Origin of the sequence: Streptomyces sp. NPDC048192 (genome assembly GCF_043202415.1) — a bacterium.
In the GTDB taxonomy this organism is placed as follows: domain Bacteria; phylum Actinomycetota; class Actinomycetes; order Streptomycetales; family Streptomycetaceae; genus Streptomyces.
The window spans coordinates 16,344-40,893 of sequence record NZ_JBIDAL010000004.1 but is presented as its reverse complement, the minus strand read 5'-3'; the positions used below and the strand labels follow the sequence as shown (position 1 = coordinate 40,893).

At 70.3% G+C, this 24,550-nt stretch carries 21 protein-coding genes and 1 pseudogene; 5 read left to right on the top strand and 17 right to left on the bottom strand.

Annotated features, from left to right (window positions below):
• Nucleotides 1–124: 124 nt before the first annotated feature.
• Entirely contained in the window at nucleotides 125–1,432 is a 1,308-nt protein-coding gene (locus ACGFZN_RS08520; protein ID WP_393857724.1) for a restriction endonuclease, read from the bottom strand.
• 380 nt (nucleotides 1,433–1,812) lie between these two features.
• Nucleotides 1,813–2,754, bottom strand: a pseudogene (locus ACGFZN_RS08515) (serine hydrolase domain-containing protein); the annotation flags it as partial.
• A 219-nt stretch (nucleotides 2,755–2,973) separates the two neighbouring features.
• Between ACGFZN_RS08515 and gltX the strand changes: the two are divergent.
• Nucleotides 2,974–4,347 (top strand): glutamate--tRNA ligase, encoded by a 1,374-nt coding sequence (gltX, locus tag ACGFZN_RS08510; protein ID WP_393858104.1) that lies wholly within the window; start codon nucleotides 2,974–2,976, stop codon nucleotides 4,345–4,347.
• 7 nt (nucleotides 4,348–4,354) lie between these two features.
• Here gltX and ACGFZN_RS08505 read toward each other — a convergent pair whose 3' ends face one another.
• From ACGFZN_RS08505 to ACGFZN_RS08465, 9 genes are read right to left on the bottom strand one after another with little or no spacing between them, the layout of a single operon-like run.
• Nucleotides 4,355–5,341 (bottom strand): glycosyltransferase, encoded by a 987-nt coding sequence (locus ACGFZN_RS08505; RefSeq protein WP_393857723.1) that lies wholly within the window; start codon nucleotides 5,339–5,341, stop codon nucleotides 4,355–4,357.
• Nucleotides 5,338–5,952: an HD domain-containing protein gene (locus ACGFZN_RS08500; RefSeq protein WP_393857722.1), complete on the bottom strand. Its 615-nt coding sequence runs from the start codon at nucleotides 5,950–5,952 to the stop codon at nucleotides 5,338–5,340. The genes ACGFZN_RS08505 and ACGFZN_RS08500 overlap by 4 nt, the downstream gene beginning before the upstream one ends.
• 5 nt (nucleotides 5,953–5,957) lie before the next feature.
• Nucleotides 5,958–7,673, bottom strand: a complete 1,716-nt coding sequence (locus ACGFZN_RS08495) for a carbamoyltransferase C-terminal domain-containing protein (RefSeq protein ID WP_393857721.1) — start codon at nucleotides 7,671–7,673, stop codon at nucleotides 5,958–5,960.
• Between the two features lie 17 nt (nucleotides 7,674–7,690).
• On the bottom strand, nucleotides 7,691–8,482 hold the full coding sequence (locus ACGFZN_RS08490) for a radical SAM protein (protein WP_393857720.1): 792 nt from the start codon (nucleotides 8,480–8,482) through the stop codon (nucleotides 7,691–7,693).
• A 16-nt stretch (nucleotides 8,483–8,498) separates the two neighbouring features.
• The gene (locus tag ACGFZN_RS08485; protein ID WP_393857719.1) at nucleotides 8,499–9,617 is read right to left on the bottom strand and encodes a hypothetical protein; all 1,119 of its coding nucleotides are present in this window, start codon (nucleotides 9,615–9,617) and stop codon (nucleotides 8,499–8,501) included.
• Nucleotides 9,617–10,726 carry a radical SAM protein gene (locus tag ACGFZN_RS08480; RefSeq protein WP_393857718.1) on the bottom strand — a complete coding sequence of 370 codons (1,110 nt, stop codon included), beginning with the start codon at nucleotides 10,724–10,726 and terminating at the stop codon, nucleotides 9,617–9,619. The genes ACGFZN_RS08485 and ACGFZN_RS08480 overlap by 1 nt, the downstream gene beginning before the upstream one ends.
• A gap of 3 nt (nucleotides 10,727–10,729) precedes the next feature.
• Nucleotides 10,730–11,728: a D-2-hydroxyacid dehydrogenase gene (locus tag ACGFZN_RS08475; protein WP_393857717.1), complete on the bottom strand. Its 999-nt coding sequence runs from the start codon at nucleotides 11,726–11,728 to the stop codon at nucleotides 10,730–10,732.
• Nucleotides 11,725–13,035 carry a glycosyltransferase family 4 protein gene (locus tag ACGFZN_RS08470; RefSeq protein WP_393857716.1) on the bottom strand — a complete coding sequence of 437 codons (1,311 nt, stop codon included), beginning with the start codon at nucleotides 13,033–13,035 and terminating at the stop codon, nucleotides 11,725–11,727. The genes ACGFZN_RS08475 and ACGFZN_RS08470 overlap by 4 nt, the downstream gene beginning before the upstream one ends.
• 43 nt (nucleotides 13,036–13,078) lie before the next feature.
• Entirely contained in the window at nucleotides 13,079–13,432 is a 354-nt protein-coding gene (locus ACGFZN_RS08465; protein WP_393857715.1) for an ATP-binding protein, read from the bottom strand.
• 374 nt (nucleotides 13,433–13,806) lie between these two features.
• Here ACGFZN_RS08465 and ACGFZN_RS08460 point away from each other — a divergent pair, with 374 nt between their 5' ends.
• Together ACGFZN_RS08460 and ACGFZN_RS08455 are read left to right on the top strand one after the other, a co-directional pair.
• A complete protein-coding gene (locus ACGFZN_RS08460; protein ID WP_393857714.1) occupies nucleotides 13,807–15,252 on the top strand; it encodes a carph-isopro domain-containing protein in 1,446 nt (481 codons plus the stop codon).
• A gap of 10 nt (nucleotides 15,253–15,262) precedes the next feature.
• Nucleotides 15,263–16,216: an FAD-dependent oxidoreductase gene (locus ACGFZN_RS08455; RefSeq protein ID WP_393857713.1), complete on the top strand. Its 954-nt coding sequence runs from the start codon at nucleotides 15,263–15,265 to the stop codon at nucleotides 16,214–16,216.
• Between the two features lie 48 nt (nucleotides 16,217–16,264).
• Here the strand turns inward: ACGFZN_RS08455 and ACGFZN_RS08450 are convergent, their stop codons facing one another.
• Nucleotides 16,265–16,969: a nucleotidyltransferase domain-containing protein gene (locus ACGFZN_RS08450; protein WP_393857712.1), complete on the bottom strand. Its 705-nt coding sequence runs from the start codon at nucleotides 16,967–16,969 to the stop codon at nucleotides 16,265–16,267.
• A gap of 189 nt (nucleotides 16,970–17,158) precedes the next feature.
• On the opposite strand from ACGFZN_RS08450, the gene ACGFZN_RS08445 reads away from it, so the two are divergent.
• Both ACGFZN_RS08445 and ACGFZN_RS08440 read left to right on the top strand, forming a co-directional pair.
• The gene (locus ACGFZN_RS08445; protein WP_053637912.1) at nucleotides 17,159–17,512 is read left to right on the top strand and encodes a DUF317 domain-containing protein; all 354 of its coding nucleotides are present in this window, start codon (nucleotides 17,159–17,161) and stop codon (nucleotides 17,510–17,512) included.
• 68 nt (nucleotides 17,513–17,580) lie between these two features.
• Nucleotides 17,581–18,402: a DUF317 domain-containing protein gene (locus tag ACGFZN_RS08440; RefSeq protein WP_393857711.1), complete on the top strand. Its 822-nt coding sequence runs from the start codon at nucleotides 17,581–17,583 to the stop codon at nucleotides 18,400–18,402.
• Nucleotides 18,403–18,657: 255 nt separating this feature from the next.
• Here the strand turns inward: ACGFZN_RS08440 and ACGFZN_RS08435 are convergent, their stop codons facing one another.
• From ACGFZN_RS08435 to ACGFZN_RS08415, 5 genes are all read right to left on the bottom strand, one after another.
• The gene (locus ACGFZN_RS08435) at nucleotides 18,658–19,038 is read right to left on the bottom strand and encodes a hypothetical protein (protein ID WP_093682113.1); all 381 of its coding nucleotides are present in this window, start codon (nucleotides 19,036–19,038) and stop codon (nucleotides 18,658–18,660) included.
• Between the two features lie 103 nt (nucleotides 19,039–19,141).
• Nucleotides 19,142–20,689: a relaxase/mobilization nuclease domain-containing protein gene (locus tag ACGFZN_RS08430; RefSeq protein ID WP_393857710.1), complete on the bottom strand. Its 1,548-nt coding sequence runs from the start codon at nucleotides 20,687–20,689 to the stop codon at nucleotides 19,142–19,144.
• A 410-nt stretch (nucleotides 20,690–21,099) separates the two neighbouring features.
• Nucleotides 21,100–22,389 carry a hypothetical protein gene (locus ACGFZN_RS08425; RefSeq protein ID WP_393858103.1) on the bottom strand — a complete coding sequence of 430 codons (1,290 nt, stop codon included), beginning with the start codon at nucleotides 22,387–22,389 and terminating at the stop codon, nucleotides 21,100–21,102.
• A 211-nt stretch (nucleotides 22,390–22,600) separates the two neighbouring features.
• Nucleotides 22,601–23,302 carry an ATP-binding protein gene (locus ACGFZN_RS08420; protein ID WP_393858102.1) on the bottom strand — a complete coding sequence of 234 codons (702 nt, stop codon included), beginning with the start codon at nucleotides 23,300–23,302 and terminating at the stop codon, nucleotides 22,601–22,603.
• Nucleotides 23,299–24,231: a hypothetical protein gene (locus ACGFZN_RS08415; RefSeq protein WP_393857709.1), complete on the bottom strand. Its 933-nt coding sequence runs from the start codon at nucleotides 24,229–24,231 to the stop codon at nucleotides 23,299–23,301. Before ACGFZN_RS08415 ends, ACGFZN_RS08420 begins: the two co-directional genes overlap by 4 nt.
• Nucleotides 24,232–24,550: the final 319 nt, after the last annotated feature.

Genomic DNA, 24,550 nt, shown 5'->3' with positions numbered 1-24,550 from the left:
CGCCCGGCCCCCACCGCCCCCCCCCCCCCCCCCCCCCCCCCCGGGGGGGGGGGGGGGGGCCGCCCCCGCCGCGGGCCCCCCCCCCCCCCCCCGGCCGGGGGGGGGGGGGGGGCCCGGCGAACGGCTACTGCAGCAGGATCTCCTCGGGGCGTCGGTTCGTGATCGCGGTCTCCCGACCGGCGAGGACGTGCTCGATGCACGCCGCCAGGTCGCCGCCGTGGTCGTCCCTGGCCATGCTCCGCAGTTCCGCGACCAGGCGCATGCCGTTGAGGAGGACGATCGGGTATTGATCCTCCACCATCTCCGTCTGTGCCGACTCGGAGTAGGCGCCGGTGGTGACGTAGACCCCGATCCATCCGCGTCGCAGCCGGGCGACCACCCTGGCGATCTGCTCCGCGCTGATGAGGGTGTCGGGTTTGACGCACTTCGCCTGCCCGAGTACGACGAGACTCGTGCCCGCCAGGCCGCTTCCGCCGCCGAGGTCGAGACGTCCGACGAAATCGGCTCCGCCGTCACCCGACCGACGTGTGAGCCAGCCTTCGACGTATCCGTGGCCCGCCCCACGCAGCACACGGGCCGCCACCGCGGCGGCCAACGCCTCGAAGTCGTGCTTGCGGCCGTCGAAGTACTTGTAGACCATTTCCAGGTCCGCGGCTTCACCGCTACCGGGCTTCGGACGCTGATCGCGCACTTTGGCGACCTGCGCCTGGGCGACCCGGCGACGAAGTCCGGGCAGGGCCGAGGAACCGTGCTTGACCCACTCCCGCCATGACCGTGGCGCGAGGTCGAGGGCTTGAGTATGGGACATGCCCTTGTTCCTGCGGGCTTCGATCCATTCCCAATCGACCGTGTCGTCCTCGGAGGTCAGATCGATGAGGGCGATGTCGTAGACGTAGTTCACGAACGGCGTGTGCTCGCGGCCTCCCCATTGCACCAACCGCTCGGTCCGCTCGATGACGCCGAGCCCGCAGAACGCCACATGGCCCTTGGGCTTGCCGTTCCGGGGAACGGCGCGGAACAGCAGTAGAGGAGTGGCGGCGGCCCGTTCGTCGGGAGTGCGGCCCTGGTGGTCTGTGAACGCGTCGAGCAGCGCGGCGTTGCCGGTGGTGGCGCCGGGCGAGACGCTCAAACCGGCTTTGTGGTCGCCGAAGTAACGGACGTGACCGTTGTCCATGTCGAAGACGTCGTGCCAAGGCGTCTGCTCGGTGCCGGCCTTCCAAGGACTGGACCGGATGAGGATCGCCGGGCGTCGGACGCCGTCGGGGGTGGCCACCTTGGCCATCCCGTTGATGCCGGCCTCCAATAGGGCGCGCTTGTGACCCGACGAGTGGGTCACGTGGTGGAAGTTCGGGAGGCCGTCGAGCAACGCCGGTTTCGGATCTTTGCCGCTCGCATAGCGATACACCTGCCCCACCCGCAGCTTCCCGCCCACAGCCGGCCCTCTCCCCGAAGTCGCTCCCCCGATGCTTCACCACGACAGTATCGGCGGGTACCGACAGATTGAGGCGCGCCGATCTCGAGATCCGGCGAGACTCGATGTTCCTGTCGGCAGGGGGAAGGGCACTGACGACCGAGGCTCGGCCGCGCCCTGAAGCGGTCGGCGTTCCCGACCGCAAGCGCCGGTGTGGCGCACGGAGATCGGCGAATCCACGGTGGCCCTCGCCGCTTCCACCGCCTACACACGGCAGGAGCCGAACGCGCACGATCAAGGAGCCGTCGTGCGGCATTTCGACGCCTTTACCCTCGGAAACCGGGGCTGGCGGTTTTCGAGGGGCATGCCGCCGCGGTCGTCCTCGACGACGCGATGAGACGCTAACGAGATTTCGCCAGAGATCTCCGCACCGCGTCGACCAGCGACGCCGCACGCACATCGTCGGTCCCTCCGACGATGTGGTCCATCACGTAGCCGAAGGCGATGCCGTGCTCCGGGTCGGCGAAGCCGAGTGAGCCGCCTCGGCCCGTGTGGCCGAAGGCGTTCGGACCGGTCATCGGATTGGCCTCGGTGGGCAGCATGTATCCGGCGCTGAAGCGGCTCGGGACCAGCATCACCTGGTCCTTCCCGCCGGCCTGCTCTCTGGTCGCCGACGCCAGGGTCTCCGGGGCCAGTCGCACGCCGTCCACCTCGCCGATCAGCGCGGCGTACATGCGCGCAAGCGCGCGTGCGGTGCCGATGCCGTTGGAGGCCGAGAGTTCCGCGGTCTGCACCTCGGGGGAGTCGAAGTCGATCTCCGCCGGATCGGTGACCGCGTAGGCCCCGTTGCTGAAGGAGCCCGGGGCGCGCCAGGCAGCGACCTGCTCGCGGAGTTCCTCGGGAAGCGACTCGGCGGGCACGGTGGTGAGGTCGACGTCCGGCCGCCGGTACACCATGCGGGTGACCCGGTCCCGCTCGCTTGCCGGCAATCCGATGAAGAAGTCCAGCCCGAGGGGGGCCGCGATCTCGTCGGTGAAGAAGCGGCCCGGCGAGCGGCCGGACACCCGGCGGATCACCTCACCGACCAGCCAGCCCCAGGTCCGGCCGTGGTATCCGTGCGCCGTACCCGGCGTCCACAGGGGGCGCTGAGCGGCCAACGCTGCTGCCATCGGGTGCCAGGCCAACGCCTCCTCCAACGGCACTGGCCGATCCAGCGCGACCAAGCCGGCCTGGTGGGACAACAGTCAGCGCACCAGGATGTCCGCCTTGCCGTCCGCGGCGAACTCCGGCCAGTACTTCGCCACCGGCGCGTCCAGGTCCAGCGCGCCGCGCTCGGCCAGCATGCGAAGTTCAACGCTACAGAGCGCTGACCGTCGTCGACCACCCGTAGAGTCGGTCGTCGAGGCGCCGGACGCATGCCTCGTGTTGTCATGGCGGGGACGGCCGAAAAACGTTGGTGTCGGGGTAGGGCGAGTGGTCCGGGGCGTAGGCCCCGCGTCGGTACCCTGGAGCGCATGTCTACTGCCCCGGTTCGCGTTCGTTTCGCCCCGTCCCCGACCGGCATGTTCCATGTCGGTGGTGCACGGTCCGCTCTCTACAACTGGGCGGTGGCGCGACAGTCCGGCGGCAGGTTCGTCCTGCGGATCGAGGACACCGACGCGGCCCGGAACAAGCCGGAGTGGACCGAGGGCATCATCAGCGCGCTTGCGGCGATCGGCATCCATGGCGAGGACCCGGCCTTCGAGGGGCCCTACTTCCAGTCGCACAACGCCGACCGGCACCGGGAAGCGGCTCAGCAGCTCTTCGCGGCCGGCCGGGCGTACTACTGCGACTGCACCCGGGAGCAGCTGAAGGAGCGCACGGGGTCGGAGCACCTCGGGTATGACGGGTTCTGCCGGGACCGGGGGCTGGCCTTCGAGGAGGGGCGGGCGCTGCGGTTCCGGACGCCGGACGAGGGCGAGACCGTCGTGGTCGACCTAGTCCGCGGGGAGCCAGCGTTCCCGAACAGCGCGATCGAGGACTTCGTGATCGCCCGTGGCGACGGGTCCCCGGTCTTTCTGATCGCCAACGTCGTGGACGACTTGGACGAGGGAATCACGCAGGTCATCCGGGGCGAGGAGCACCTGTCGAACACGCCGAAGCAGCAGTTGCTGTGGGAGGCGCTCGGTGCCAAGCCGCCCGTGTGGGCGCACCTGCCGGTGATCGTGAATGAGAAGCGGCAGAAGCTGTCCAAGCGCCGGGACAAGGTGGCACTGGAGGACTACCTCGCCGAGGGTTTCCTGCCCGAGGCGCTGGTGAACTACCTCATGCTGCTCGGCTGGGGCCCGGGTGACGACCGGGAGATCAGGCCGTACGAGGAGCTGGAGCAGCTCTTCCGGATCGAGGACGTGAACACCGCACCGGCCTTCTTCGACGTGAAGAAGCTGACGGCGTTCAACGGCGAGTACATCCGCGCCCTGTCGCCGGAGCAGTTCGCCGCCGCCTGCGCGCCGTGGCTCGTCGCCCCGTACGCGCCGTGGCGGCCGGAGGCGTTCGACAAGGACGTCTTCGAGGCGGCGGCTTCCCTTGCACAGACCCGGCTGGCGCTGCTTTCCGAGATCACCAGCTATGTGGACTTCCTGTTCCTCGACGAGCCGGTCGAGGACGAGGCGTCGTGGAACAAGGCGATGAAGGCGGGCGCCGGCGACATCCTGTCGGACGCCCGCGCCGAGCTGGCCGACGTCGCGGATTGGAAGGCGGACGACCTGAAGGCCGTCCTGCTCGCCGTCGGGGAGAAGCACGGGCTGAAGCTGGGCAAGGCCCAGGCGCCCATCCGGGTCGCGGTCACCGGCCGGACGATCGGACTCCCGCTGTTCGAGTCCATGGAGTTGCTCGGCCGGGACCGCGTGCTGGCCCGTCTGGACGCCGCCAGCAAGAAGCTGGCCGCGCAGGCTTAGCCGCTGGTCAGGCGACCTGCGCCAGGAGGTTGCCCCAGGCGTCGCCGAAGTAGTTCAGGTCGAACCGGGCCAGGGCCTCGTACGCGGCCTTGGCCTCGGTGCGGCGTGTCGCCGCGCGCTGCCGGACCTGTGCCGGGAGGCGGCGGAGGTCCGGGGCCGGCTGGCCAGCCAGCGCGGCGAGGTCGCCCAGGCCGGCCACCGGGCGGATGAGGCAGGGCAGGCCGAGGAGTAAAGCCTCGGCGGCGCAGCGGCTCCAGCCCTCCCGCATCCGCGGGAGGAAGACACCGACGTCACAGGCGCGCAGCAGACGCAGGTACCGCTCGCGCTCGACGTCGTAGTGCGCGCTGTCGAGGCCGATGGTGTTGCTGCCGCTGGTGATCACCCGCAGTCCGGGAACGCCGGCCAGGGCTGCCGAGACCTCCTCGGTCCCCTTCCAGTGCACGGCTTTGCCCGCGTAGACGCCGATCACGTCGGGTGGCAGGCCGAACTCGGCGCGGCACTCGGCCCGGTCGTAACCGCGTGCCTGCTCTACTTCGGCCATGTCGAAGGCGTTGTAGATCACCCGTACGTTGCGGACGCCGCGGGCGCGGAGCTGGTCGGCCCAGTACGGGGCGACGCACACGACGGCGGCGCACTGCGGCAGAACGCGGAACAGCCGCTCCCAGAGCATGGCCTCGATGGGGGCGGAGTCGTGTTGGAGCGGCTCGTAGTGGTGCAGGAGGAACACCGTGCGGGCGCGCATCTCGGGCGTGAACAGCAGCAGGCTGAGGTCGTCCCATACGAAGGTGCCGGTGGTGCCGTGCAGCGCCCGTATGGAAGGGGCCAGGCGGGCGAGGTGGCGGAGCTTGCGCCAGCGGCGGACCCGGTAGGTCCGCTTGTGGTCCGGGACGGTGCGCCATTCCACGTCGTTGGCCGTCACCTCGTGGAGAATTCGTAGGTAGACCCGGCCGCCGGTCCGGCCGATCGGGTTCATCGAGTAGACGACCCGTTTCACGGACGTACCTCCTGTATGTGGTGGACGTACTCGTCGTGCAGACGCGCGTGCATGGTCTCCAGATGGGTGTCGAGGCCGCAGGCGGCGTCGGCCAGGGGGAGGTGGAAATCGCCCAGGGTCTGGAGGAACCGTCGGCGCCGGTCGAGGTTCGGGGACGCGGCGAGGTCGCGCAGGTTGTGCAGGCGGTCGGCGAGCCGGACGAGGAGGCCCTCGGGCGGGAGCGCGGCCTGCTTGGCGCGCCAGCGGGTCTCGTCGCCGACGGACTTGGGGCGCTGTTCGAGGCGGTGGTCGGCCGTCATGGCACGCAGGCGGGCCGTGAAAGGGCCGCCGAGGTGATGGACGAGCAGTGCTTCCGACTCGGGCGCTACCTCCAAGGCGTCATGGAGGAGGGCGAGGAGGAGGGTCTCGGGGCGCCGGACGCCGATCTCCGTTCGCAAGAGCCTGACGACGGCCAGCGGGTGCTCCAGGTATGGCGTGCCCTGGTCGCGGGTGTGGCCGTCGTAGACCGTGAGCGCGAGGCCGGCGGCCACGCGGGCGCGGGACTGCTCGTCCGGGCTCCACGCGGCGGCACCGAGCACGGTCAGGACGTGGTCGAGATCGATGGGGTCCATTCGCCTCACCTCGTACGAAGGGACGCGGCACGGGGATCGGGGACGTGATCGGCGAGCAGCAGGGTGTCCCCGACGGCGAGGGCGTCGAGGCGCAGCTCCACCGCCGCCGCCACGGCTTGCTCAGCGGTCCGCAGGATCGGGGTGCCTTTGCGGTTGAAGGATGTGTTCAGCAGCAGCGGCAGCCCGGTGAGGTCGCGGAACTGCTCAAGGAGATCGCGCAGGCCCTGGTGGTCGGCGGCGACGGACTGGACGCGGGCGGTGCCGTCGTGGTGGGTGATCCCCGCGACGCGGTCGGCTCGGCACCGGCGGACGGTGGCGACACGGTTCATGAAGGGGTCGCCGGCCGACATGAACCATTCCGTGGCGTGCTCTGCGAGGACGGCTGGCGCGAACGGGCGGTACGCGGCTCGCTTCTTGATCGCGTTGAGCCAGTCCCTCGTTGCGGCGCGACCGGGGTGGGCGAGGATCGAGCGATGGCCGAGGGCACGCGGCCCGAATTCGAGCTGTCCCTGCACCCAGCCGACGATGCGGTGCTCGGCCAGCAGTGCCGCCACTGTGGGTGCCAATCCGGGCCCGAGGTGGGGCAAGGCGTGGTAGCCGGACGGCACCGTTGCCGTCGGCAGCGTGCCTGGGTTGGGGCCCCAGGCCGCGTCGGTGGGAACCGGCAGGCGCTCCTGCCCGAGTTGGTAGTGCCAGCCGTAGAGCGCGGCGCCCACGGCTGTGCCGGCGTCGTGCGGGGCCGGTGCGACGAAGAGGGTGTCAAAGCCGCTGTCGGCGGCCAGCTGGCCGTTGAGGTGGGAGTTCAGGGCGCATCCGCCCGAGAACACCAACGCTGAGGCCCGAGTGAGTCGTTGCAGATGGCGGGCGATGTGAACGACGGATTCGGCGAAGACCTCCTGGACGGCGGCGGCCAGGTCGGCACGCTTGTGCTCCGGCTGTTCCGCGACGTTGTCGGCGGTCCAGGCCCGGTCATCTAGCAGCAGCGGTGTGCTGCCGTCCGCGGAACCCCACGGGTGGTCGATGCGGACCTCGCCCTCGTCGCCGAGCCGGACCAGTTCGCGGATGTGTGCTCCGTAGCGCTGGGGATCGCCGAAGGCCGCGAGCGCCATCATGCTGCCCTCGGGCTCGTCGCCGGGCGGGATCACCCGCCGGGCGAGGTTCCGGTAGAAGTGCCCGAGGGAGGAGTGGACGCGCCGGGGCCCGACCGGGCCCGGCACGACGGCGGGCATGCCCTGGTAGAGGCGGTCGATGCGATCGGGCCACAGGTCGTACCCGGTGATGCGCTCCCGGCCAGGGCCGAAGTCGGAGCCCAGTGAGGAGCCGCCGGCGTCGATGACGAGGCCCGCGGCGTGCTCGTGCCCGGAGAGCAGGTAGCCGGAGAGCACGTGGGCCGTGTGGTGGGAGAGGAGGCGGAGGTGTTCGCCGAGCGGGGCGGGCAGGAGGGCGGCGAGTTCCTCCCGCTCCTCGGCCAGCCACCAGCCGGCCGCAGGGTTGGGACGCATGGAGGCGGCCCAGACGGCGTCCACGTCCTCCGGTTCGATGCCGGCGGCCTCCAGGCACCACTGGAGCGCGCGGGTCGAGGCTGTGAGCGTGCCCTTGCGGCTGGGGTGGTTGTGCTTGACGCCGCTCCAGCGCTCCTCTTCGGCCGCGTAGAGGCGGCCGTCGACGACTAACGCGGCGGCCGTGTCGTGGTGGAAGTTCAGTCCGAGGACTGCGGGCATGGTGGTGCACCTCCCGGTCAGACGGTTAGGGCGGGGACGAGTGCGGCGCCGGAGTCGGTGTACTCGTGGCAGCGCAGGCAGAACCGGAAGTGGTGTCTGCGGGGCGCGAACACCTTGGCCGCGAAGTCCTCGTCCCAGATGCTGAGCTCGCTGTCGTCCTTCGCCATGGCGTTGAAGCAGCGGTAGCAGGACCCGTCCATCTCGATCATCAGGTGCTGGTCGAGGTAGCGGTCGCAGAGGCCGCGCAGCTCGTTCGTGGGTTGGCCGACGTCGACGTGGTGCACGTGGTTGGTGACATGGATGGCGCCGTACTTCTCGCACAGCGTCCCGAGCTGTGTGAGCCGGGTGGAACTGATGCCTTCCAGGACGCTGTTGACGACCACGGTCTTGCCGGCTTCGCGGAGGCGGGGCACGACGGCGTGCACCTCGTCGTAGTTCCCGTGTTCGTCGTCGCAGCCGATGAGGATCTGGTCGTAGGAGCGGAGGGTCGCCTCCATGATCGGCTTGTTGCGGGCCAGGGTGATGGCGTTCGTGCCCAGGACCATGACCCTGTCCGGCAACCGCGTGCGGGCGGCGTCGCTGAGTGCCGGGAAGTCCCGGTGCACGGTGGGTTCGCCGCCGTTGATGTGCAGCTGCTGGAAGGGGATGGTCTCCAGCCGGGTCAGGATGGTGGAGAACAGCGACAGGGACATGTTCTCGCCCTGGGCGCCGTCGGCGAAGATGCAGAAGTCGCAGTGCCGATTGCACTTCGTGGTGATCTTGACCTTGGCCGTTTTGAGGGTGCGGGGCACCGGCGCACGCGCGGTCATGGCGAGTCTCCTTGGGTCAGAGGTGGACGTCGTCGGGCGTGAGGCTGAGGAAGTCCTGGACGGTGGTTTTCTGCTGCTGCCAGCGAGTGAGGGTTGCGCGGAGGGTGTCGGCGGTGGTCGGTCCGGTGGGGATCAGCGCCGCCATTCGGGCGGCCAGCCGCTGGGCGGCAGTCGCCTCGTCTGCCGCGAGCACGGTCAGGGTTTGTGCGGCGGAGGTAAGTTCCTTCGCCTCCCGCCGGATCAGGTACTCGGTCGCCACGCCGGGCGGCGGATCGAGGTAGTACAGCCAGCGGGCGACGCGTACACGGAGCATGCCGGCCGTCATCACCCAGTCAGTACGAGCGTGCTCATGCCCTTGGCCGTCTGGGCGGCCCCCGTCAGGAACGCGGCGCATGGCCGCCTCCAGAGCTACATGGGCCGCGCGGAGCAGGTGGCGCGGACTCCGCGGTCGGAAATCGGAGCGGTTCTCTGAGTGCCGGAGGAACAGCTCGGCGTATCCGTCCAGTCCCTCCGGCCGCCACTGGGTGAGGGCCGCCGTCTTTCCGGGGCAGCGGGTACGGGTGGCGAGTGCGGCGGCAGCGAACCAGCACGGGGCGAGGTAGTGCCACGCCACGCAGTGGCGTCGGTACGCGGCGATGTTCTCCACCACGTTGTCCGTGCTGTCTGCGGCCAGCTGGTATCGGCCGCCCATCCGAGCCTGGAGGATTCCCCGGTAGAACCGTTCATCGACCTCGCACCAGGGCGCCATCTGGGCCCGTGACTTCCAGCGCTGGAAGTCCCGCGCGCTGCCGCTGATCAGTGACCAGGTCGCGAGTTCGGGCGCGGAGACGAGTCTCCCGTCCGCCTCCGTCATGGTGAACGCGAAGCCGGGTGGGTGCTCCAGGAGACGTCGGTGGCAGACCTCTCGGCCGACCGCAGTGGCGTGTGTGGCGGCCAGGCGGTGGTTCCACTCTTCCCAGTCCGCAGGTGCCTGGCGCAGGATGACGCGTACGTCGATGTCGGAGTGCGGAGCCAGCAGGTCGGCCGGCTGCCACTTGTGGGTGAGCATCACAGCCCCGACGCCGTGAGCGTCCAGCTCGCCTTCGTACAGAGCGCCGAGTCCCTGGTAGAGAGGCGGCGCGTCGACCACGACCATCACCGCTCCCCGGTGGAGGCGCGGGCGCAGGAGGGGCCAGCCGCCCCCGTGGGGAGGACGGGCAGCAGGGGCAGGACCGGGGTGCCTTCAGGGCGCTCCATCCGGTCCCAGCGCAGGTCGTAGTCGACATAGTGGAAGCCCTGCCAGGCGTCGTTGGTGTTGCGGTCGAGCATGGCCTGGAAGAGGTGAGCGAAGGCGTCGCTGAGGGTGTCACCGGCGAGGTGGGGCTTCAGGGGGATGTCGCGGTTGTGCAGGATGCAGGGTCGCGCCACTCCGGTGGGCGTGATCTTGATCCGGTTGGCGTCGGAGCAGGTGGCGCAGCTGGAGTTGGAGATGAAGCCGATCGATCCTGACCACCCGTCGGGACGGAGGTACTGACCGGGGCTGCGGACGCCCAGCTGGTCCCGGGGGACTTCGCCGGCGTTCGCGAACCACTCGTGGAGACGGTCGCGGACCTCTGCCTCGGTAATGAACTCGGTGTCGAAGAGCGCCTGGGCGGGGCCGATGTTCTGGAGTTCGATCAGGCGGACGGCGACGGGCAGGTCGCGGGCGAGTTCGGCCACGGCGAAGGCGTCGTCCAGGTAGGTGCGCTGAAGAACGCAGTTGATCTTCACTCGCAGGCCGAGGGAGAGGGCGGCGTCAAGGGTGCTCCGGGTGATGCGTGGGTCGCCACCGCCCATGATCGCGGCGGACCGCGCCGGGTCGAGGCTGTGGAGGCTGAGGTTGAGGTAGGTCAGGCCGGCGTCGTGGAGCTGTTCGACGCTCAGCCCCCGGCGCAGGTTGCCGTGGCTGGTCATGCCGATCGCGGCGTCGGGCCCGAGGCCGTCGGCGAGGCCCGCGATGACGTCGAGGATGTCGGCTCGGAGGGTCGGTTCACCGCCGGAGCAGTGCGCCTTCCTGATCTTCCAGGCCCCGGCCTCGGTGGCGATGGCCGCGTAGTCGGAGGCGATCAGGGGCCGGTCCTTGTGCCCGTAGTCCGGCATGCACCGGGGCTTGCAGAACACGCAGTCCAGGTTGCACAGCGAGTTCAGGGTGAAGGCCAGGTAGGGGTGGTTGCGGCCTGCGGCGGCGAAGGTGGCGGCCAGGTCGTCGTGGTCTGCGGTGGGCATTGGTCAGCCTCCTACGAGCGGAGAGCGGGTGGGGGGCGCCTCGGACAGGCCGTTGAGGGGCCGGCCCGAGAGATAGCGGTGCAGGTTGTCGGCGAAGAACGACACCGCCTCGTCCATGTACGCGTGGCAGAACACCGAGCTTTTCGGGGTGAGTACGACCCGGGGGTGAAGCCGTAGCGGATGGCGGGCGGGAAGCGGTTTCGGATCGAACACGTCCAGGGCCGCGCCGCGCAGGTGACCGGTGTCGAGGGAGGCCAGGAGGGCCGACTGGTCGACGGTTGCGGCGCGGCCGAGGTTGAGGAAGAGAGAGCGGGGCTTGCACGCCGAGAAGAGTTTGCGGTCGAAGTAGCGTTGCGTGGCAGGGGTTGCGGGCAGCAGATTGACCACTACGTCGGCGACGGACACCGCCTGGTCCACCGCCGTCGTGTGCACCCACGTGATCCCGCCCTCGGAAGCCGCAGGTGGTGTCCGGCGCACTCCGATGACGTTCATGCCGAAGGTCCGAGCGGCCTGGGCGAGGTGGCGTCCGACGCTGCCGCAGCCGACGATGGTCATCGTCGCCCCCGCCAGGTCGAAGAACTCCTCGGCCAGATCGTCCTTCCACCAGGCACGGTTCCGCTGGACGCGCTGGCTGGTGAACAGCCCGCGGGAGAAGCCCAGGACCAGGCCCATGGCGTGCTCGGCCATGGGCCTGCCGTGGAAGCCGTACGAGCGGGTCAGGGCCACCCCGACGGAGTGCGCCTCGGCGACGGGCAGATGGTCAGTGCCGGCGGCCGGGGAAGCGATCCACTTCAGATGTGGCGCGGCGAACAGCCACGATGGCGCGAATCGCCACCCGAGGTAGACGTGTGCGTCGGCCAGCTGGTGAGGCACGGCCTCCTCGGTCGCCCTGCGGAACTCGACGCCGGGGAAGGCGGCGGATAGCGCACGCTCGTGCTCGGAGGACAGCCGCCAGAATGAGTGCGGGGACTCCAGGCTGATCAGCACCACCGGCTGGTTCATCGCGCGCGGCCCTCCACGGTGGCTGACCGCGCCATCGCCCAAGGGGCGATGCGGTCCATGACGGAACCGACGCTGGCCTCGTAGTCGTGGCGGGAGCGCACCAGGGCCGCCCCGGCGCTCCGGAGTCGATCGCGTTCTCGGGGCAGGACGGTCAGGGCCCGGTGCAGGGCGGATGCCAGGGATCTGGGGTCCTGCGGTGCGGCTGTGAAGCCGGTCTCGCCGTCGATGACGGTCTGAGCCAGGCCGCCGGCCGTGGTCGCGACCACCGGGCCCGCACCGGCTGCGAACGCCTCCAGGGGTATCCGGCCGAAGGGCTCCTCGCGAGAGGGAACGATGACCGCGCGCAGGGCCGGGCTGTGCAACCAGGCACGGATCGCGGGGGTGAAGCGAGTGATCAGAGTCGCGTCCAGATCGTGCGCGCGGATGTGTGCCGCCAGGTCCTGCTGGTACGAGGAGGGGTGCTTGTGTTCCTCCGAGGTCACGGCAGCCAGCAGCAGGTGAGGAAGGGGGACACCGCGTTCCTTCAGCAGGCGCAACGCCTCCAGCAGGTCTTCGAAGCCTTTCGTCGGGACTGCGCGGCCCATGGCGAGAAGGAATCCGGCGCGGGCCTTGAAAGGCAGCGGCAGAGCCGTGGTCGGCCTGACCATCTCCTCACGGATCAGTCCGTTCGGGATGCTCACGATGCTCGACCGAGGGACGGCGTAGTTGACGACGAGGTGGCCTCGCATGTGGGAGGAGATAGCCCCGACGCGCGCACCTCGGAGTGTCGCCGCCCGCAGGGCGTCCCGCTCCCAGCGGACGCGGGAAACGTCCTTGGGCCGCGTCAGCGCGGTCGTGGAGCGGGGCACGAGCAGCAGGTCCGTGGTCGGCGACGTGTAGGGGGCGAGCCCGAGGAACGGGATGTCGAGGCCGATGAGGAGGCACCGGCCTGCCCGCGCGGCGATGCGTATGGCCGCCTCGCCCGCCAGGTCGCACAGCTGAACCGAGCCGCGGACCGAGTCCGGCGGCGCGTTGACCGCCGGGATCGTGATGACCTCGGCTGCGACCTGTCGCAGCATCTGCCGCACCTCGCCGGCCCACCGCTGATCGTGCGCTCCCGCGGTCTCGGGCACGTGCGGGGTGATCACTGAGAGGCGGCCTGTCGGCAGGAGCCGGGCCAGTGCCGTGAGGAAGGCGCGGTTGCTGAAGCCGGTGCCCGACTCCGCGCCGTAGAAGCCCTCGTGGAGAGCGACGACGACCCTGGGCTGGCGAGCGGCCTCCGGCACAGCCGCAGGCGAGGGTGGGGAAGTCGCATGGTCGATGCGCACTGTGTGGTGCCTCCTTGAAGGACGGTTTGGGCAGGCGTGGACATCAGGCGCCGACAGACGAAGAGCACGGCCTGTGGGTGAGTCGGCACCAGGCACGAGACCTGTTGGCGCCAGTCGTCAGTGACCAGGCATCGGCCAAGGCATCGACGATGACCAGCCCCCGTCCTGATTCGGCCTGCTCGTCAGGAGCGGTAGGAGAAGCGGGTGCGGGTCGGGAACAGCCGCCGTCGGTGACGGTGATCTCGATCTCCAGGCCGCCACTGGCCAGACTCCTGCGGTCGACGCACAGAACCAACGGCGGACTGCCCGAGACGAAGGCGTTCGTCGCGAGCTCCGACCCGATCAGGCGGGCATCGGCAAGTACGTCCGCCTCAGTGCCACGCAGTGCCAGCGTCACGGCGCCCCGGGCGACCTCGGCCGCTTCCGGTCCGTACGGCAGATCCGTGATCAGGGAGGTCGTGCCCTCTCCAGCGACAAGCCCGTCTCCGGGGGCGGAGGTTGGTCGTCCGGCGTCACGGTCCAGGACACCGCCCGGTCGGCCTGGGGAGGTGCTCGTGTGCTGTCTCAAGGCCCACCTCTTTCTCCGTCGGCTCGGAAGACGGGCGCCTCCGCCGGGATCCAAGAACACAGGAGAGGGAAGGTCAGACAGGACCCGATCAGTGGGTCAACTCGGTCAACTTCCGTGCGGCGGTGGTGAATCGTCCGTCCAGGGGCATCACCATGGGGCTCGCGAAGTGATGGACGAACCACTGGAGCGAAGGGTGGTCGCACGTGGCACCGCAGACAGGCGAGCCCAACGTCGTACTGGCGGGGTGCCTCGACGAACTCGGGTGGAGCCCGAAGGCGCTCGCTCGCAAGCTCAACCGGGTCTTCGGCGCAGGGACGGTGGCCGAGTCGGCGCCGTACCACTGGCGGGACGCCGGCTCCCTGCCGCGCTCGCCGTTGCCGATGATGGCCGCCTACGTGCTCTCCCAGGAGCTGGGTAGGAATGTCTCGGTGGCCGAACTGTGGCAGGGCCGTGTGGGCGACTCGTCAGCGCTGGTCCCGGCGGACACGGATCTCGCGCGGCCTTGGACCGCGCAGGGCATGGAGGCGATCGTGGAGGACTGGGTGATGGGAGGGCTTGTCGACCGTCGTCGGTTCCTCGCGATCTCGGGCGCGGGACTCCTCGCGATCGTCGCCCAGTACCTCGACGGCACTGCGGGACGCGGTCAGTACACGCCTCGAATGACGTCGTCGCTCGGCACCGATCCGCTCGTGGACCAAGTCGAGCAGCACCTTCCCATGCTCCAGTTGCTCGATGACGAGCACGGAGGGGCACGTCATCTGCCCTACGTCGGAGCACAGTTCCGGGCTGTCGGGCTGCTGATTCGCGAAGGCGGTCACTCTCCGGCTGTCGCGAGCCGTCTGATCCGCGCGCTCGCGGAGATCGGCCAGCTGGCCGGCTGGATGGCCTTCGACGCGGCCGACCACGGACTGGCGCAGCGCTACTTCGTCACGGCGCTCCGGGCCGCCCATCAGGTAAACGACCTTGCCCTGTGCGCCCACATCCTGGGCGACCTCTCCTTCCAGGCGGCGAGTCGAGGACACCCCGCGGACGCCATCGCCCTCGGAGAGGCCGCCCGCCGTGCGAGTGACGCCGCCCCGCTGGCCGTCCGGGCGTCCGTCCTGTCCCGGCTCGCCTACGCGTACGCCGCCGCCGGCCGTGACAACGACTTCGCCCACACTCGTGGCGCTGCCCGCGAACTGATCGCAAGCCGGGACGGCGGCCAAGAAGAGCCCCGCTGGATGTACTTCCTCACCGACAACCACCTGGACTGTCAGGCCGGTTACGGCCTCATCCAGATGGGTCGTGCACAGCAGAAGGCGGAGAGCGGAAAGAAGAGCCGCCGCTTCCTCGCCCAAGGGACCGAGATGCTCAGATCCGGGGCGTACGACGTCCCGCGCGGCGACCCCAGCCAGCGCCGAGCCATGTTCGAGGGAGCCTGGCTGGCCCTGGGCCACAGCGCCCACGGAGACCTGGAGGCAGCCTGCGAGATCGGCCAGATCGCCGCCGACCGCCTCGATGTCGTCCGCTCGCCTCGCAGCGCGGCGCTGCTCCACCAGCTTGCCGCCGACCTCCGCCGCCGGCAGCGCAACCCTCACGTGCGCGGCTTCCTGCCAGCCCTGGAGGACGCCCTCGCCCAACGCGCCCCATCGACGCAACCCGGCCGTTAGGGTCGGGGTCATGACCGCAGGGGAGCGCGTTGTCGTTGTCGGGGCTGGGGTGGCTGGGCTCACCACGGCCGTTGTTCTCGCCGAGGCCGGGGCCTCGGTGCACGTGATCGCCGAGCAGGTGCCGGGGGTCACGTCGATGGCGGCCGGGGCGATGTGGGGGCCTTACCTGGTCGAGCCGAAGGACAAGGTCGACCAGTGGGGACAACGGTCCCTGGAGATCTTCCGAGAGCTGGCCCAGGACCCGGCGACGGGCGTCCGGCTCACCAGTGGCATCGAGGCATCCCGCACGGCCGAGGCCGCGCCGGACTGGGCCACCACTTTGCCGGGTTTCCGACCGTGCGAGCGAGCCGAACTGCCGGCCGGGTTCACGGCGGGCTACCGGTTCACCGTGCCACTGATCGACATGCCCATCTACCTCGACTACCTCCTGCGCCGGCTCCGCGATGCCGGGGGTGTGGTCGAGCGGCGACGGCTGACCTCGCTATCGGACGCCGGTCCGGCTTCGGTGATCGTCAACTGCGCGGGCCTCGGGGCACGCGACCTGGTTCCGGACCCTGACCTCCGGCCCGTCCGCGGCCAGCACGTCGTGGTCACCAACCCCGGGCTGACCGAGTTCTTCTCCGAGGACACCGGCCTTTCGCCCGATCTGCTGTGCTTCTATCCTCACGGCGACACCGTCGTCCTGGGCGGCACTGCGATCGACGGCGAGGGCGATCTGGCCCCCGATGACAAGGCGGCGGCCGGTATCCTCGCCCGCTGTGCCGAGGTCGAGCCCCGACTCGCCCAGGCCCGTGTCCTGGAGCACCGGGTCGGCGCTCGACCGACCCGCGCCACGGTCCGTGTGGAGGAAGAGGTGGGGGAGGACGGCACCGTGGTCGTGCACAACTACGGGCACGGAGGTGCTGGCGTCACGCTGTCGTGGGGGTGCGCCGAGGAGACTCGGGATTTGCTGTCGATCGCGTGATCTGCACGTGGAGGAACAGACGTTGCGACGTCCGCAGCGCGGGATCGCTCAGGGCGCCCCGACACGCTTGTAGCCGAACCACAACCGGCCACCGGTCTGCCCGAGCACCTCGTCCACGACGGCCACGAGGGTCTCGACTCTCCCGTCCAGTACCTCCTGTAGGCCGTGGTGGAGGCGTGTGCTGAGCCCTGGCGCGGTTGTCTCAAGGCGGCGTGCCAGCCACTTCCCACCGCCACCCCACGAACCGCCAACGGCCAGTGCCAGCTCACCGGTGCGTCGCACCAGTTCGGTCGCGATGAACAGGCGCTCGCTCTGGTCGTCGCTTCCCGCGAGGTCGTCGAGGAGGTCGGTGATCGCGTAGCGGCGGTCGTCGATCTCTTCCGACGACACCGGGGGTGGTCCGGCGGCGGTCAGCTTCCGGGCTTGTGCGGCGAGGCGGGCTCCGAGTCCATCGGTGTCGAAGAGCAGCAGCCCGTCGGCACACATCCACAGCAGCGGTGACCGGCGCTTGCGCAGCTCCCTTTCGACGTAGGCGTGCCACGTCGCCTCGGTGTGAACGAACATCTCCACTGGCCAGTCGGCGTACTGGAGGCTCGCCCGGTAGGGGGCTGGGGCGCCGTGGAGCAGGACCACGACGTCGAGGTCCGAAGTGGCCGTTCGGCGGCCGGTCACGACGCTGCCGCCCAGGAACGCGGCTCGTGCTTCGGGGTGATGTTCCTCTACGACAGCGCGTGCGGCCTCGATCGCATCCATGCGGCAACTATCAGCACTGTCCCCGCCGCGCGCACGCTCTTTCTCTGTGCGACTGCGATGTCTCGCCCTCTGCGTCTCAGTTCGCCGGGGGCAGACAGCGAAGATCCACGAATGACTGGCCAACGCGGCAGCGGCATGTGAACCTGGACGACCTTCTCGCGAAGCACCAGGTCAGAGAGGTGATTGTCTGTGACTGCGGCGCCCCAGGGGCCCGGATTCTCCACCACTGTCGAGGCCCTGCGGCTGCGCGAGTGGCTGCTCGGCCCGGGCCAGGCCACGCTCGTGATGGATCAGTTCTCCGCCGACGACTTCCACCTGGTCGTGGACGACCGCGCGGACGTACACGTCAATTCGAAGGACGGTCGCTTCTACCTTGGATGGTTCCCGCTCGGGCGCCCTGGCACCGACGGCGAGGGATGGAAGATCGCCGTCACCGGTACGGCCAAGGTGCGCGGCTACCAGATGTCCTTCGACACCGAGACGCCAGCCGATGTCGTCGCCGCCGCTGTTGCTCGCGTACTGGAGACGTCCCAGCAGCTGTGACTGCCAGAGGCTCCAGCCCCTCGGGCGCCCTCGACGCCCGCGCTAGCGGCATCAAAATCACCAAACTCTTGGAGGGGTACCTGCATCCCGACTTCCCGATCGGCCCACCCAGCCCGACGAACGTCCCGTCCGCGTACTGGGTCGGTCCACGGCACCTGGCCGGTGACGACGGGCGCCTGTACGACGCTGTCGCCGATACGCTCGCCGGCCTCGGCTGGACGAGCCTGACGATCGTCCGCGGGCGCCAGCAGCCGGACGAGGCGCTGGAGGACCGACAGGTCCTGCGCAGCACCGTCCTGCACATCAGTCCCGACTCCCTGCGGTGGGCGCAGTGGGTCTTGCCGGACGAGCCGTTCCACCTGGGGAACCTGCCGATCGCCTGGCAGGTGTCCGCTCGTTCGGACCCGAGCAGCCCGCTCGCCCAGTGGTCGGCCTACTTCACCCCCGATGTGCCGGGAGAGGTCCTCGGCACCTTCCTCGACGCGCTCGACGCCCGCGATCAGCCGGCCATGCCGCTCGGTGGCCCCGAGGTGGTCCTCGACGCGGTTACGGCGCACGGGTGGCTGCGTGACGTAGACCAGCCCGGCACGGGAGGGGTGGACCCGACGTTCGCCTCCCACGTCCGCCTCGGCGAGGTGCCGCCCCTCATCCAGGATGGCGACCCACTCGCGCTGGTGGCTGAGGCGGACGAGGCGGCCCTGGCCGGGTGGCAGGCGTGGGCGGAGCCGGTGCTCGGAGCGGGCTACCTGTGGGCGGCGTCCTTCGGCCCCAGCGTGCCGCACGACCTCGTCGCCGCCTTCGCCGATTCCCTCAGTTCCAGCGCACCGGTGCTGCGTCGGGTGGTGCCGGAGAGCACCCATGACCGGCTCCTGCGCGCTCCAGCCGGCTGAGGGCCATCCAACGCATAGAAGCCGGGCCTCCCCTCGGGGAGGCCCGGCTTCATGCTGCTGTGTCCTGGTCGGTGTCCTCGTGCGTCACGGTCTGAGGTTGTTGAGAGCGGTCCGCCTCCACGCCTGGTGCTTCGTTCGGCGTGACGAGTCCTACCGGCTATCGCATGGGACGCACACGCCTCTGTGTCAGATGCCGGATCGGTCTTTGGAGCCGGTCACCAGCGCGTTGGGTACGTATCGGCGCGGGGGCCAGGGTCAGAAGGCGTAGGGGGTGAAGGGGCGGATTGGGTCGACGATGAGCCCGAGGAGGCGATCGAGCTCGGCTCGCTCGTCCTCATTCATGAGCTCGACGGCGTTGCCGAGCCTCTTCACGTCGAGTCGCTCCCAGAACGGGGCCAGGAACTGGTCGAGGGCATCCGGAGCTTGGTCCATCGTGCGCCGGTAGTCCTCGTATCGCTTGTGCTGCGTCCTGATCTCGTCGAACTCGGCGCGAGTGGCCCTGCGGAGGAGGCTCAGCTCGTCCTTGCTGAACGGGCGTCCGTCGAGGTGGTACCACTTGCTGGTCTCACGCTGGCGCTCGACGTCCGTGTCGCAGAGCAGGACGACGATCTCCGGTCGGGCTTGGGTCTTGGGCATACGGGTGCTCCTCATGGGATTGGGTGGGTGGAGGCATCAATGGTCCGGAGGATCGCCGTTTTGCCCAACCGGCGATCGTCGGCTATGTTGCGCCGCTTTCCGGTCAGCGGCGGCGGCTGGAATGGTTCACAGTGCCCTGCGTCAGCGGCGTGCTGGGCGCCGAGGGCCCCTGGCGTCCACTGTCTCGGGCGGGCGTCTCGTGGGAGCTTTCGGGTAGGGCGGGCAGGTGGGCGCTGCGGCGCAGGCGCCAGACGAGGACGTCGCTGATGGAGGTCGCGGTGTCCAGCTCGCGCCGTCGGGCGGCTTCGGTCAGCAGGGCGGCCGGGTCGTGGCCGGCTTTCCGGGCGTCGTCGAGGGTGGCGGCCAGGGCGGGCCAGTCGTCCTCTGTCCGGATGCGTTCGGCAAGCTCCGGCAGCACTTGGTGGAGAAGGTCGGCTTGCCGTTGCCGAACACGCGGGGCCATACGGCGGCCTCGCTGGCCGAGTGCGGCCATGGATTCACTTGCGGCGGCCTGGTAGGCGGCGCGCAGATGTTCGGCGGCTTGCCGGGCGGCTGCGGCCTGCTGGCCGTGGTGCTTCTTCGCGTGCCAGTTCGCCGCGGCCATGGCGAGGAAGAACGCCATGTCTATGAGCATGGCGGTGGTGGCGCCATCTTCCCCTCGGCCGAGGGCTGACCCGCTGTGGACCAGATCGCGGGCGGCCTGGCGTAGGGCCCGGTCATGCCCACGTGCGGCTCTCACGTGGGAACGGCTGGCCCGCTCGAACGCGAAGGCTGCCTCGCGGAGTTCAGCGCGGGTGTGAGCGGCGGAGGTCTTGGCGAGCGCGTCCAGGATCTCTCCCGTCGCGGCGATCTGGGCAGCTGCCGTGCCGTCATCGCCGTGGTCGATGATCACGAGGGCCTGCCAGGTGGCGGCGGAGGCTCGGCGCCGCGCGAACGCGGGGCCGGTCACGTCCGGCAGGACAGGCTGCTCCGGCCCTGAGCCGTCCGCCGAAGCGGCCTCCGCGGGCAGCGCCCAGCGTTCACGGATGCGGGGCAGGGACAGATCGGGCGCGAGCGTGGAGCCCGCGTAGAACACCGGCTCCTTCTCACCGTTGCGGTCGTCGGGCAGGGCGACCTTGTAGCCGAGCAGGTCGCCGGAGGGCGCGATGCGCTTGCGGATCAGCAGGCCGGCGGCGGCCAGACGGTCGAAGAACTCCTCCGTGGAGGTGGTGCCAGCGACGGCGCGGCGCACGGTCTCACGCAGTTCCTCACGCGCGGTGCGCTTGCGGTCTTCCCGTTGGGCTTTGTGGCGTTCGGCGCTGGTGGGCGGCTGGGCGGCGGTGCCGTCGCCGGCGTGGAGGCGGCGCAGCCCGTAGTCGATCTCGATCTTGCGGGCTTCGGCCTGGGAGCGTTTGCCGTCCTGGCGGAGGCGGGCCTGGCGGCCGTCCTCGCGGACGATGGTGGCGATGATGTGAATGTGGTCGTCGGCGTGCCGGACGGCCGCCCAGCGGCAGGCGGCGTCGTCGCCGTCGGGGGCGATACCGGTTGCGGCGACCATCCTGCGGGCTATCTCGCCCCACTGCTCGTCCGACAGGATCGGGTCCTCGGGGGCGGCGCGTACCGACAGGTGCCACACGTGCTCGGCGGGCCGCCGGCTCTCGGGCAGGGCCATGACCGGCTGGTCGAGCAGCCGCTGCAGATCGCCGTACGTGGCGCCGGGGTCTCGGCCGGGATCGGGGGCACGTACTCGTCGTCGTTCATGCGGCAGCTGGGCTGGCGCACACGCTTCTTCTCATCACGCAGACGCTCACGCTGCTGCACACGGGGCTTCGACGGGACAGCGTGAGCGCAGTCGATGCTGTGGCAGGGACGCGGTTCCTCCCTCTCAGGATGCGATCCGCCCTCGGTCGCATCCTCAACGGTCGGCGCCCCCCGGTGCTGATCCGCTCCTGCACCAACTTGCTCCCGATGGGGCAGGGTTGGGCGGCAGGGATTCCTCGGGGGCCATGGGGTCTTCGGGGTGCGGGGGCTGCATGGGGCCTTCTGGTCGGGGTGTGGTCGGGAGTGCTGGTGCTGCGGGGATCAGCGGAGTGGATCGCCGGCTGCTGCCTTGAGCTGGGCCTTGAACTCGCGGACGACTCGTCCGACGCCGTCGCTGGAGACGGTGTAGCCGGCGGCGCGCAGGGCGTCCTCGACCCGGTCGCGGCCGACGCTGCCGGTCTCCTCGTAGATGCGGCGAGCGTGCTTGAGGATGACCTCGTCGGAGGCACGGGCTTTGCCGGCGTCGCGCTTCTTCCGGGCAGCCCCCTTCCGTTCGCGCTTGCCCGACACGCTGCCCGGGCTGTTGCCCGTCGGCGCCGGGCTCTCTTCAGCTTCTGCCCGTGCGGACAGCCCGGGCACCGGGCGGGCAGTCTCCGGGCGGGCAGCCGGAGGCACCTCGTCGTCACCCGCGTCCGATGGGTGTGGGCGGGCAACTTCCTCTGCCCGCGGCAGTGGTGCCGGGCGGCTGTAGCGCGGGCGGCTGTGTCCGGATTCCCGGAGAGGGATGGAGGCCGGAATCTGCCAGCGCGGCGGCAGCGTGATGGAGGCGAGGCCGAGGGCCTGCTTACGGGTGGCGAGCTTGCGCAGCAGCAGCTCGTCCTGGAGCGGGTCGCCGTCGACGCCGGCCCGCTCCAGGGCCTCGTGCAGGCGTTCCGTCAGGCGTCGTTGCCGTCGCTTGCCGCGCTGGCGGTCGGTCATCGACTCGGCGCGCAGGATCAGGGCGACGGCTTCGCTCAGGGCGCGGTCGCGGATGAGGCGGGCGGCATCGGCGTCCTGGTCGGCGATGCCGAGCCGGGCGAGCAGGCGTTCGCGTGCCTGGCGGACGAGGACGGCGGCCAGGCCGCGTGAGGCGGCGTCGGGGGTGCGGTGGCGCAGCTCGATGCCCATGGCCAGGTGCCACAGCATCGCGGCCATGACCGGGCCGACGAAGGCTCGCACGGTGCCGCCGACCAGCCCGGACTCGGCGTAGGCGGGCAGGATCTGCACGGTGGTAATGACCCAGGTGAGGGTGCCGGGCAGGCCGGGTGCTTGCTTCGGGCCGTTGAGGTTCTGCCGCGCCATCAGGGCGGTGGCGAACAGGGCCAGCTCGGCGGCGGCGAACATCGCGACGCGCTCGGCGGTGCCGCCCATGTCGAGGTAGTCGGCGGCGAACCGCCAGCTGGTGTCCGCGCTGTAGGCGGTGCAGCCGAGCGCGGCCATGGCCGCGACGGGCACCGCGACGGCCCCGCGCCAGCGTTTGCTGCCGGGCGGCCGGCGGCGCTGCTGGCGAATCAGCCATCCGGCGAGCAGGCCCAGCAGCACGAGAGAGATGAGGAGCGCCAGGGTTGTCACCGGGGAGGTGACCCAGTCCGGGCGGAGCGGCGTGCCGCTGTTCCGGGTGGCCAGGGAAACGAGGGTCAGAGAAGGCAGGAGGGTCTCCAAGGTGTAGAGGAACCGGGGAGGGCCGGACAACCACGGCGGAGCGTTGAGCGGTCCTGCCGCGCGGGCCGGCGCAGGCCAGGCGTGAGAGCGCGCGGCGCGGCGAGGCAGGTGGGGAGGCCGGTCAGGCGGAGGGCGCGGTGCGGCGTCGTCGGTCGGGGCCTTTGAGGATGACGCGCTCGGTCATCTCGGCGAGGCGGGAGGCGACGCGGTCACCGAGGGCGACGCGTAGCTGCTCCGTCGGGAGGTTGGTGGTGATGACGGTGGGGAGCATGTGCTCGTACCGGTGATTGATGAGCCGGTAGGTGAGCTCCTCGGTCCACTCGCTGGTCTTGGCCGCACCGAGGTCGTCCAGGAACAGCAGCGGGCAGCGCGCCAGAGTCTGCAGTTCACGTTCGGCGTCATGGCCGGCGCGTGGACGCAGGCGAGCGTGGAAGTCGGCGGTGGTGGTCGCCTCCCAGCGCAGGCGGACGCCACGGGCGAGCAGGGTGCGGATGGCGCCGTACGCCTGGTACGTCTTGCCCGTGCCCGTGGGGCCGGCGATCAGCAGCGACGGGCCTTCGGCGATGCCCGGCCCCCCGGGGCCGGGGCGTCCGGCGCGGGCGATCTCGTCGGCCCAGGCGGTGACCTTCGGGTGGTCGGCCAGGGCTCGGCGGTATCGGGCGGGGATCCTGGCGTCGGCGAGTTCCAGCGCGGTGACGGGCTCGGCGTGCCCTTCTTCGACGGCCGCGCTGGCGAGGTCGATACCGCGACTGGCAAGGATGCCGTTGAGCCGGTCGGCGAGCGGGCCGACCCGGTGGGGCTCGCGGGTGAGGGTGGCGGTCAGAGGTCACCTCCGTAGGCGGCTTCGACATCGGCGGGGTTTGTCCACGCCCTGTGGACAACCGGCGCGGCGGGGGCCGCGTTCATGGCTTCGTGCACGAGGCTCGGCAACGTGCTGGGGTGCAGGCCCTTGGCGCGGTGCAGTCCGAGTCCGGCCCGGATGTGATCGGGGGCTATGCCCTCGTCGAGCAGCTTGCGCACCTGCTGGCCGAGATGGCCCAGGACGTCCTTGGGTGGCCGGTGTGTGCAAGCGGCGGCGTACTCGGCGATGAGCTGGTTGGCCGAGACGGTGCGAGGTGCGGGTGCGCTCGCGCCCCCCGAAGGGGTATCTCCTAGATCCATGATCCTAGGTCCTAGATCCGGACCGTGAGGCGTCACCGCTCCCCCACCGAGCCCTCCCTGCTTCCTCACGGAGGACTCCGTGAAATCGTCCTGACCTGCAGGTTCACCATTCGGAGCGGGATTCACCGCAGGGTTGCGTACTTGCCCGGAGCCCTCACGGAGGGCTCCGGGAGACAGCGGTGCGGGCTCCGTGACGCCAGCCCCCGCAGTCGGCGTGGCGACACCGGAAGCGGTGCGAGCCGGCGTGTCGTGGCGCGGGCAGGCTGGCAGGCGGCTCGCGCTGGGGCGGTTGATCTTCTGATGCTGCCGCCAGGTGACGATGTGCAGGTAGCGCTTGTCATCCGGGCCCTTGTAGCGGCATATCAGCCCGGCGTCGGCGAGCTGGGCGAGGTCCTGCTCGACGGCGGAGGGCGTGTGTTCCGGGCGAAGGACCCACAGTTGCCCGGCGATGATCGCGGCGTGGTCACGGTGGCGGCCCTGGTCGTCAGCCTGGGTGAGCAGGCCGAAGAAGGTGCGCTCGGCGGTCAGGGAGACTGCGGCCAGGGACTCGGAGACGAAGGCTTCCGGCTTGATGGTGCGGATTCGTGCCAAGAGGGGTGGTCCTCACTCGGTGGCCGGTGGGCTGGGTGCCCACGGTTCACCGTCGGTCGGGGGCGGAGACGGGTGTGAAGGGCGGGAATGTACGGCCGTTGACGCGGGAGCGTTGATGGCCGCTCGTGCTTTCCGGGGTGTCGTCAACATAGCCACACCCACGGCGCGCAAGTCCAGCCCTATCCGGCGCAATCTCTCACGGCAGAAATGCCGCTGGAAATCGAATCGGCGAGGGCGGTGCGAAAACGGTAGGGCACGATCGGCGGTTGACCAAATAGTTGCCCCGAGTCCCGATCCGGAAGGATCACATCCGGAAGCC

Bases quoted from the DNA above. Each gene is read 5' to 3' on its own strand.
- gltX (WP_393858104.1), top strand. From the start codon at position 2,974: ATGTTCCATGTCGGTGGTGCACGGTCCGCTCTCTACAACTGGGCGGTG.
- ACGFZN_RS08500 (WP_393857722.1), bottom strand. From the start codon at position 5,952: ATGGACCCCATCGATCTCGACCACGTCCTGACCGTGCTCGGTGCCGCC.
- ACGFZN_RS08495 (WP_393857721.1), bottom strand. From the start codon at position 7,673: ATGCCCGCAGTCCTCGGACTGAACTTCCACCACGACACGGCCGCCGCG.
- ACGFZN_RS08490 (WP_393857720.1), bottom strand. From the start codon at position 8,482: ATGACCGCGCGTGCGCCGGTGCCCCGCACCCTCAAAACGGCCAAGGTC.
- ACGFZN_RS08485 (WP_393857719.1), bottom strand. From the start codon at position 9,617: ATGGTCGTGGTCGACGCGCCGCCTCTCTACCAGGGACTCGGCGCTCTG.
- ACGFZN_RS08480 (WP_393857718.1), bottom strand. From the start codon at position 10,726: ATGCCCACCGCAGACCACGACGACCTGGCCGCCACCTTCGCCGCCGCA.
- ACGFZN_RS08475 (WP_393857717.1), bottom strand. From the start codon at position 11,728: ATGAACCAGCCGGTGGTGCTGATCAGCCTGGAGTCCCCGCACTCATTC.
- ACGFZN_RS08455 (WP_393857713.1), top strand. From the start codon at position 15,263: ATGACCGCAGGGGAGCGCGTTGTCGTTGTCGGGGCTGGGGTGGCTGGG.
- ACGFZN_RS08450 (WP_393857712.1), bottom strand. From the start codon at position 16,969: ATGGATGCGATCGAGGCCGCACGCGCTGTCGTAGAGGAACATCACCCC.
- ACGFZN_RS08435 (WP_093682113.1), bottom strand. From the start codon at position 19,038: ATGCCCAAGACCCAAGCCCGACCGGAGATCGTCGTCCTGCTCTGCGAC.
- ACGFZN_RS08430 (WP_393857710.1), bottom strand. From the start codon at position 20,689: ATGGCCCTGCCCGAGAGCCGGCGGCCCGCCGAGCACGTGTGGCACCTG.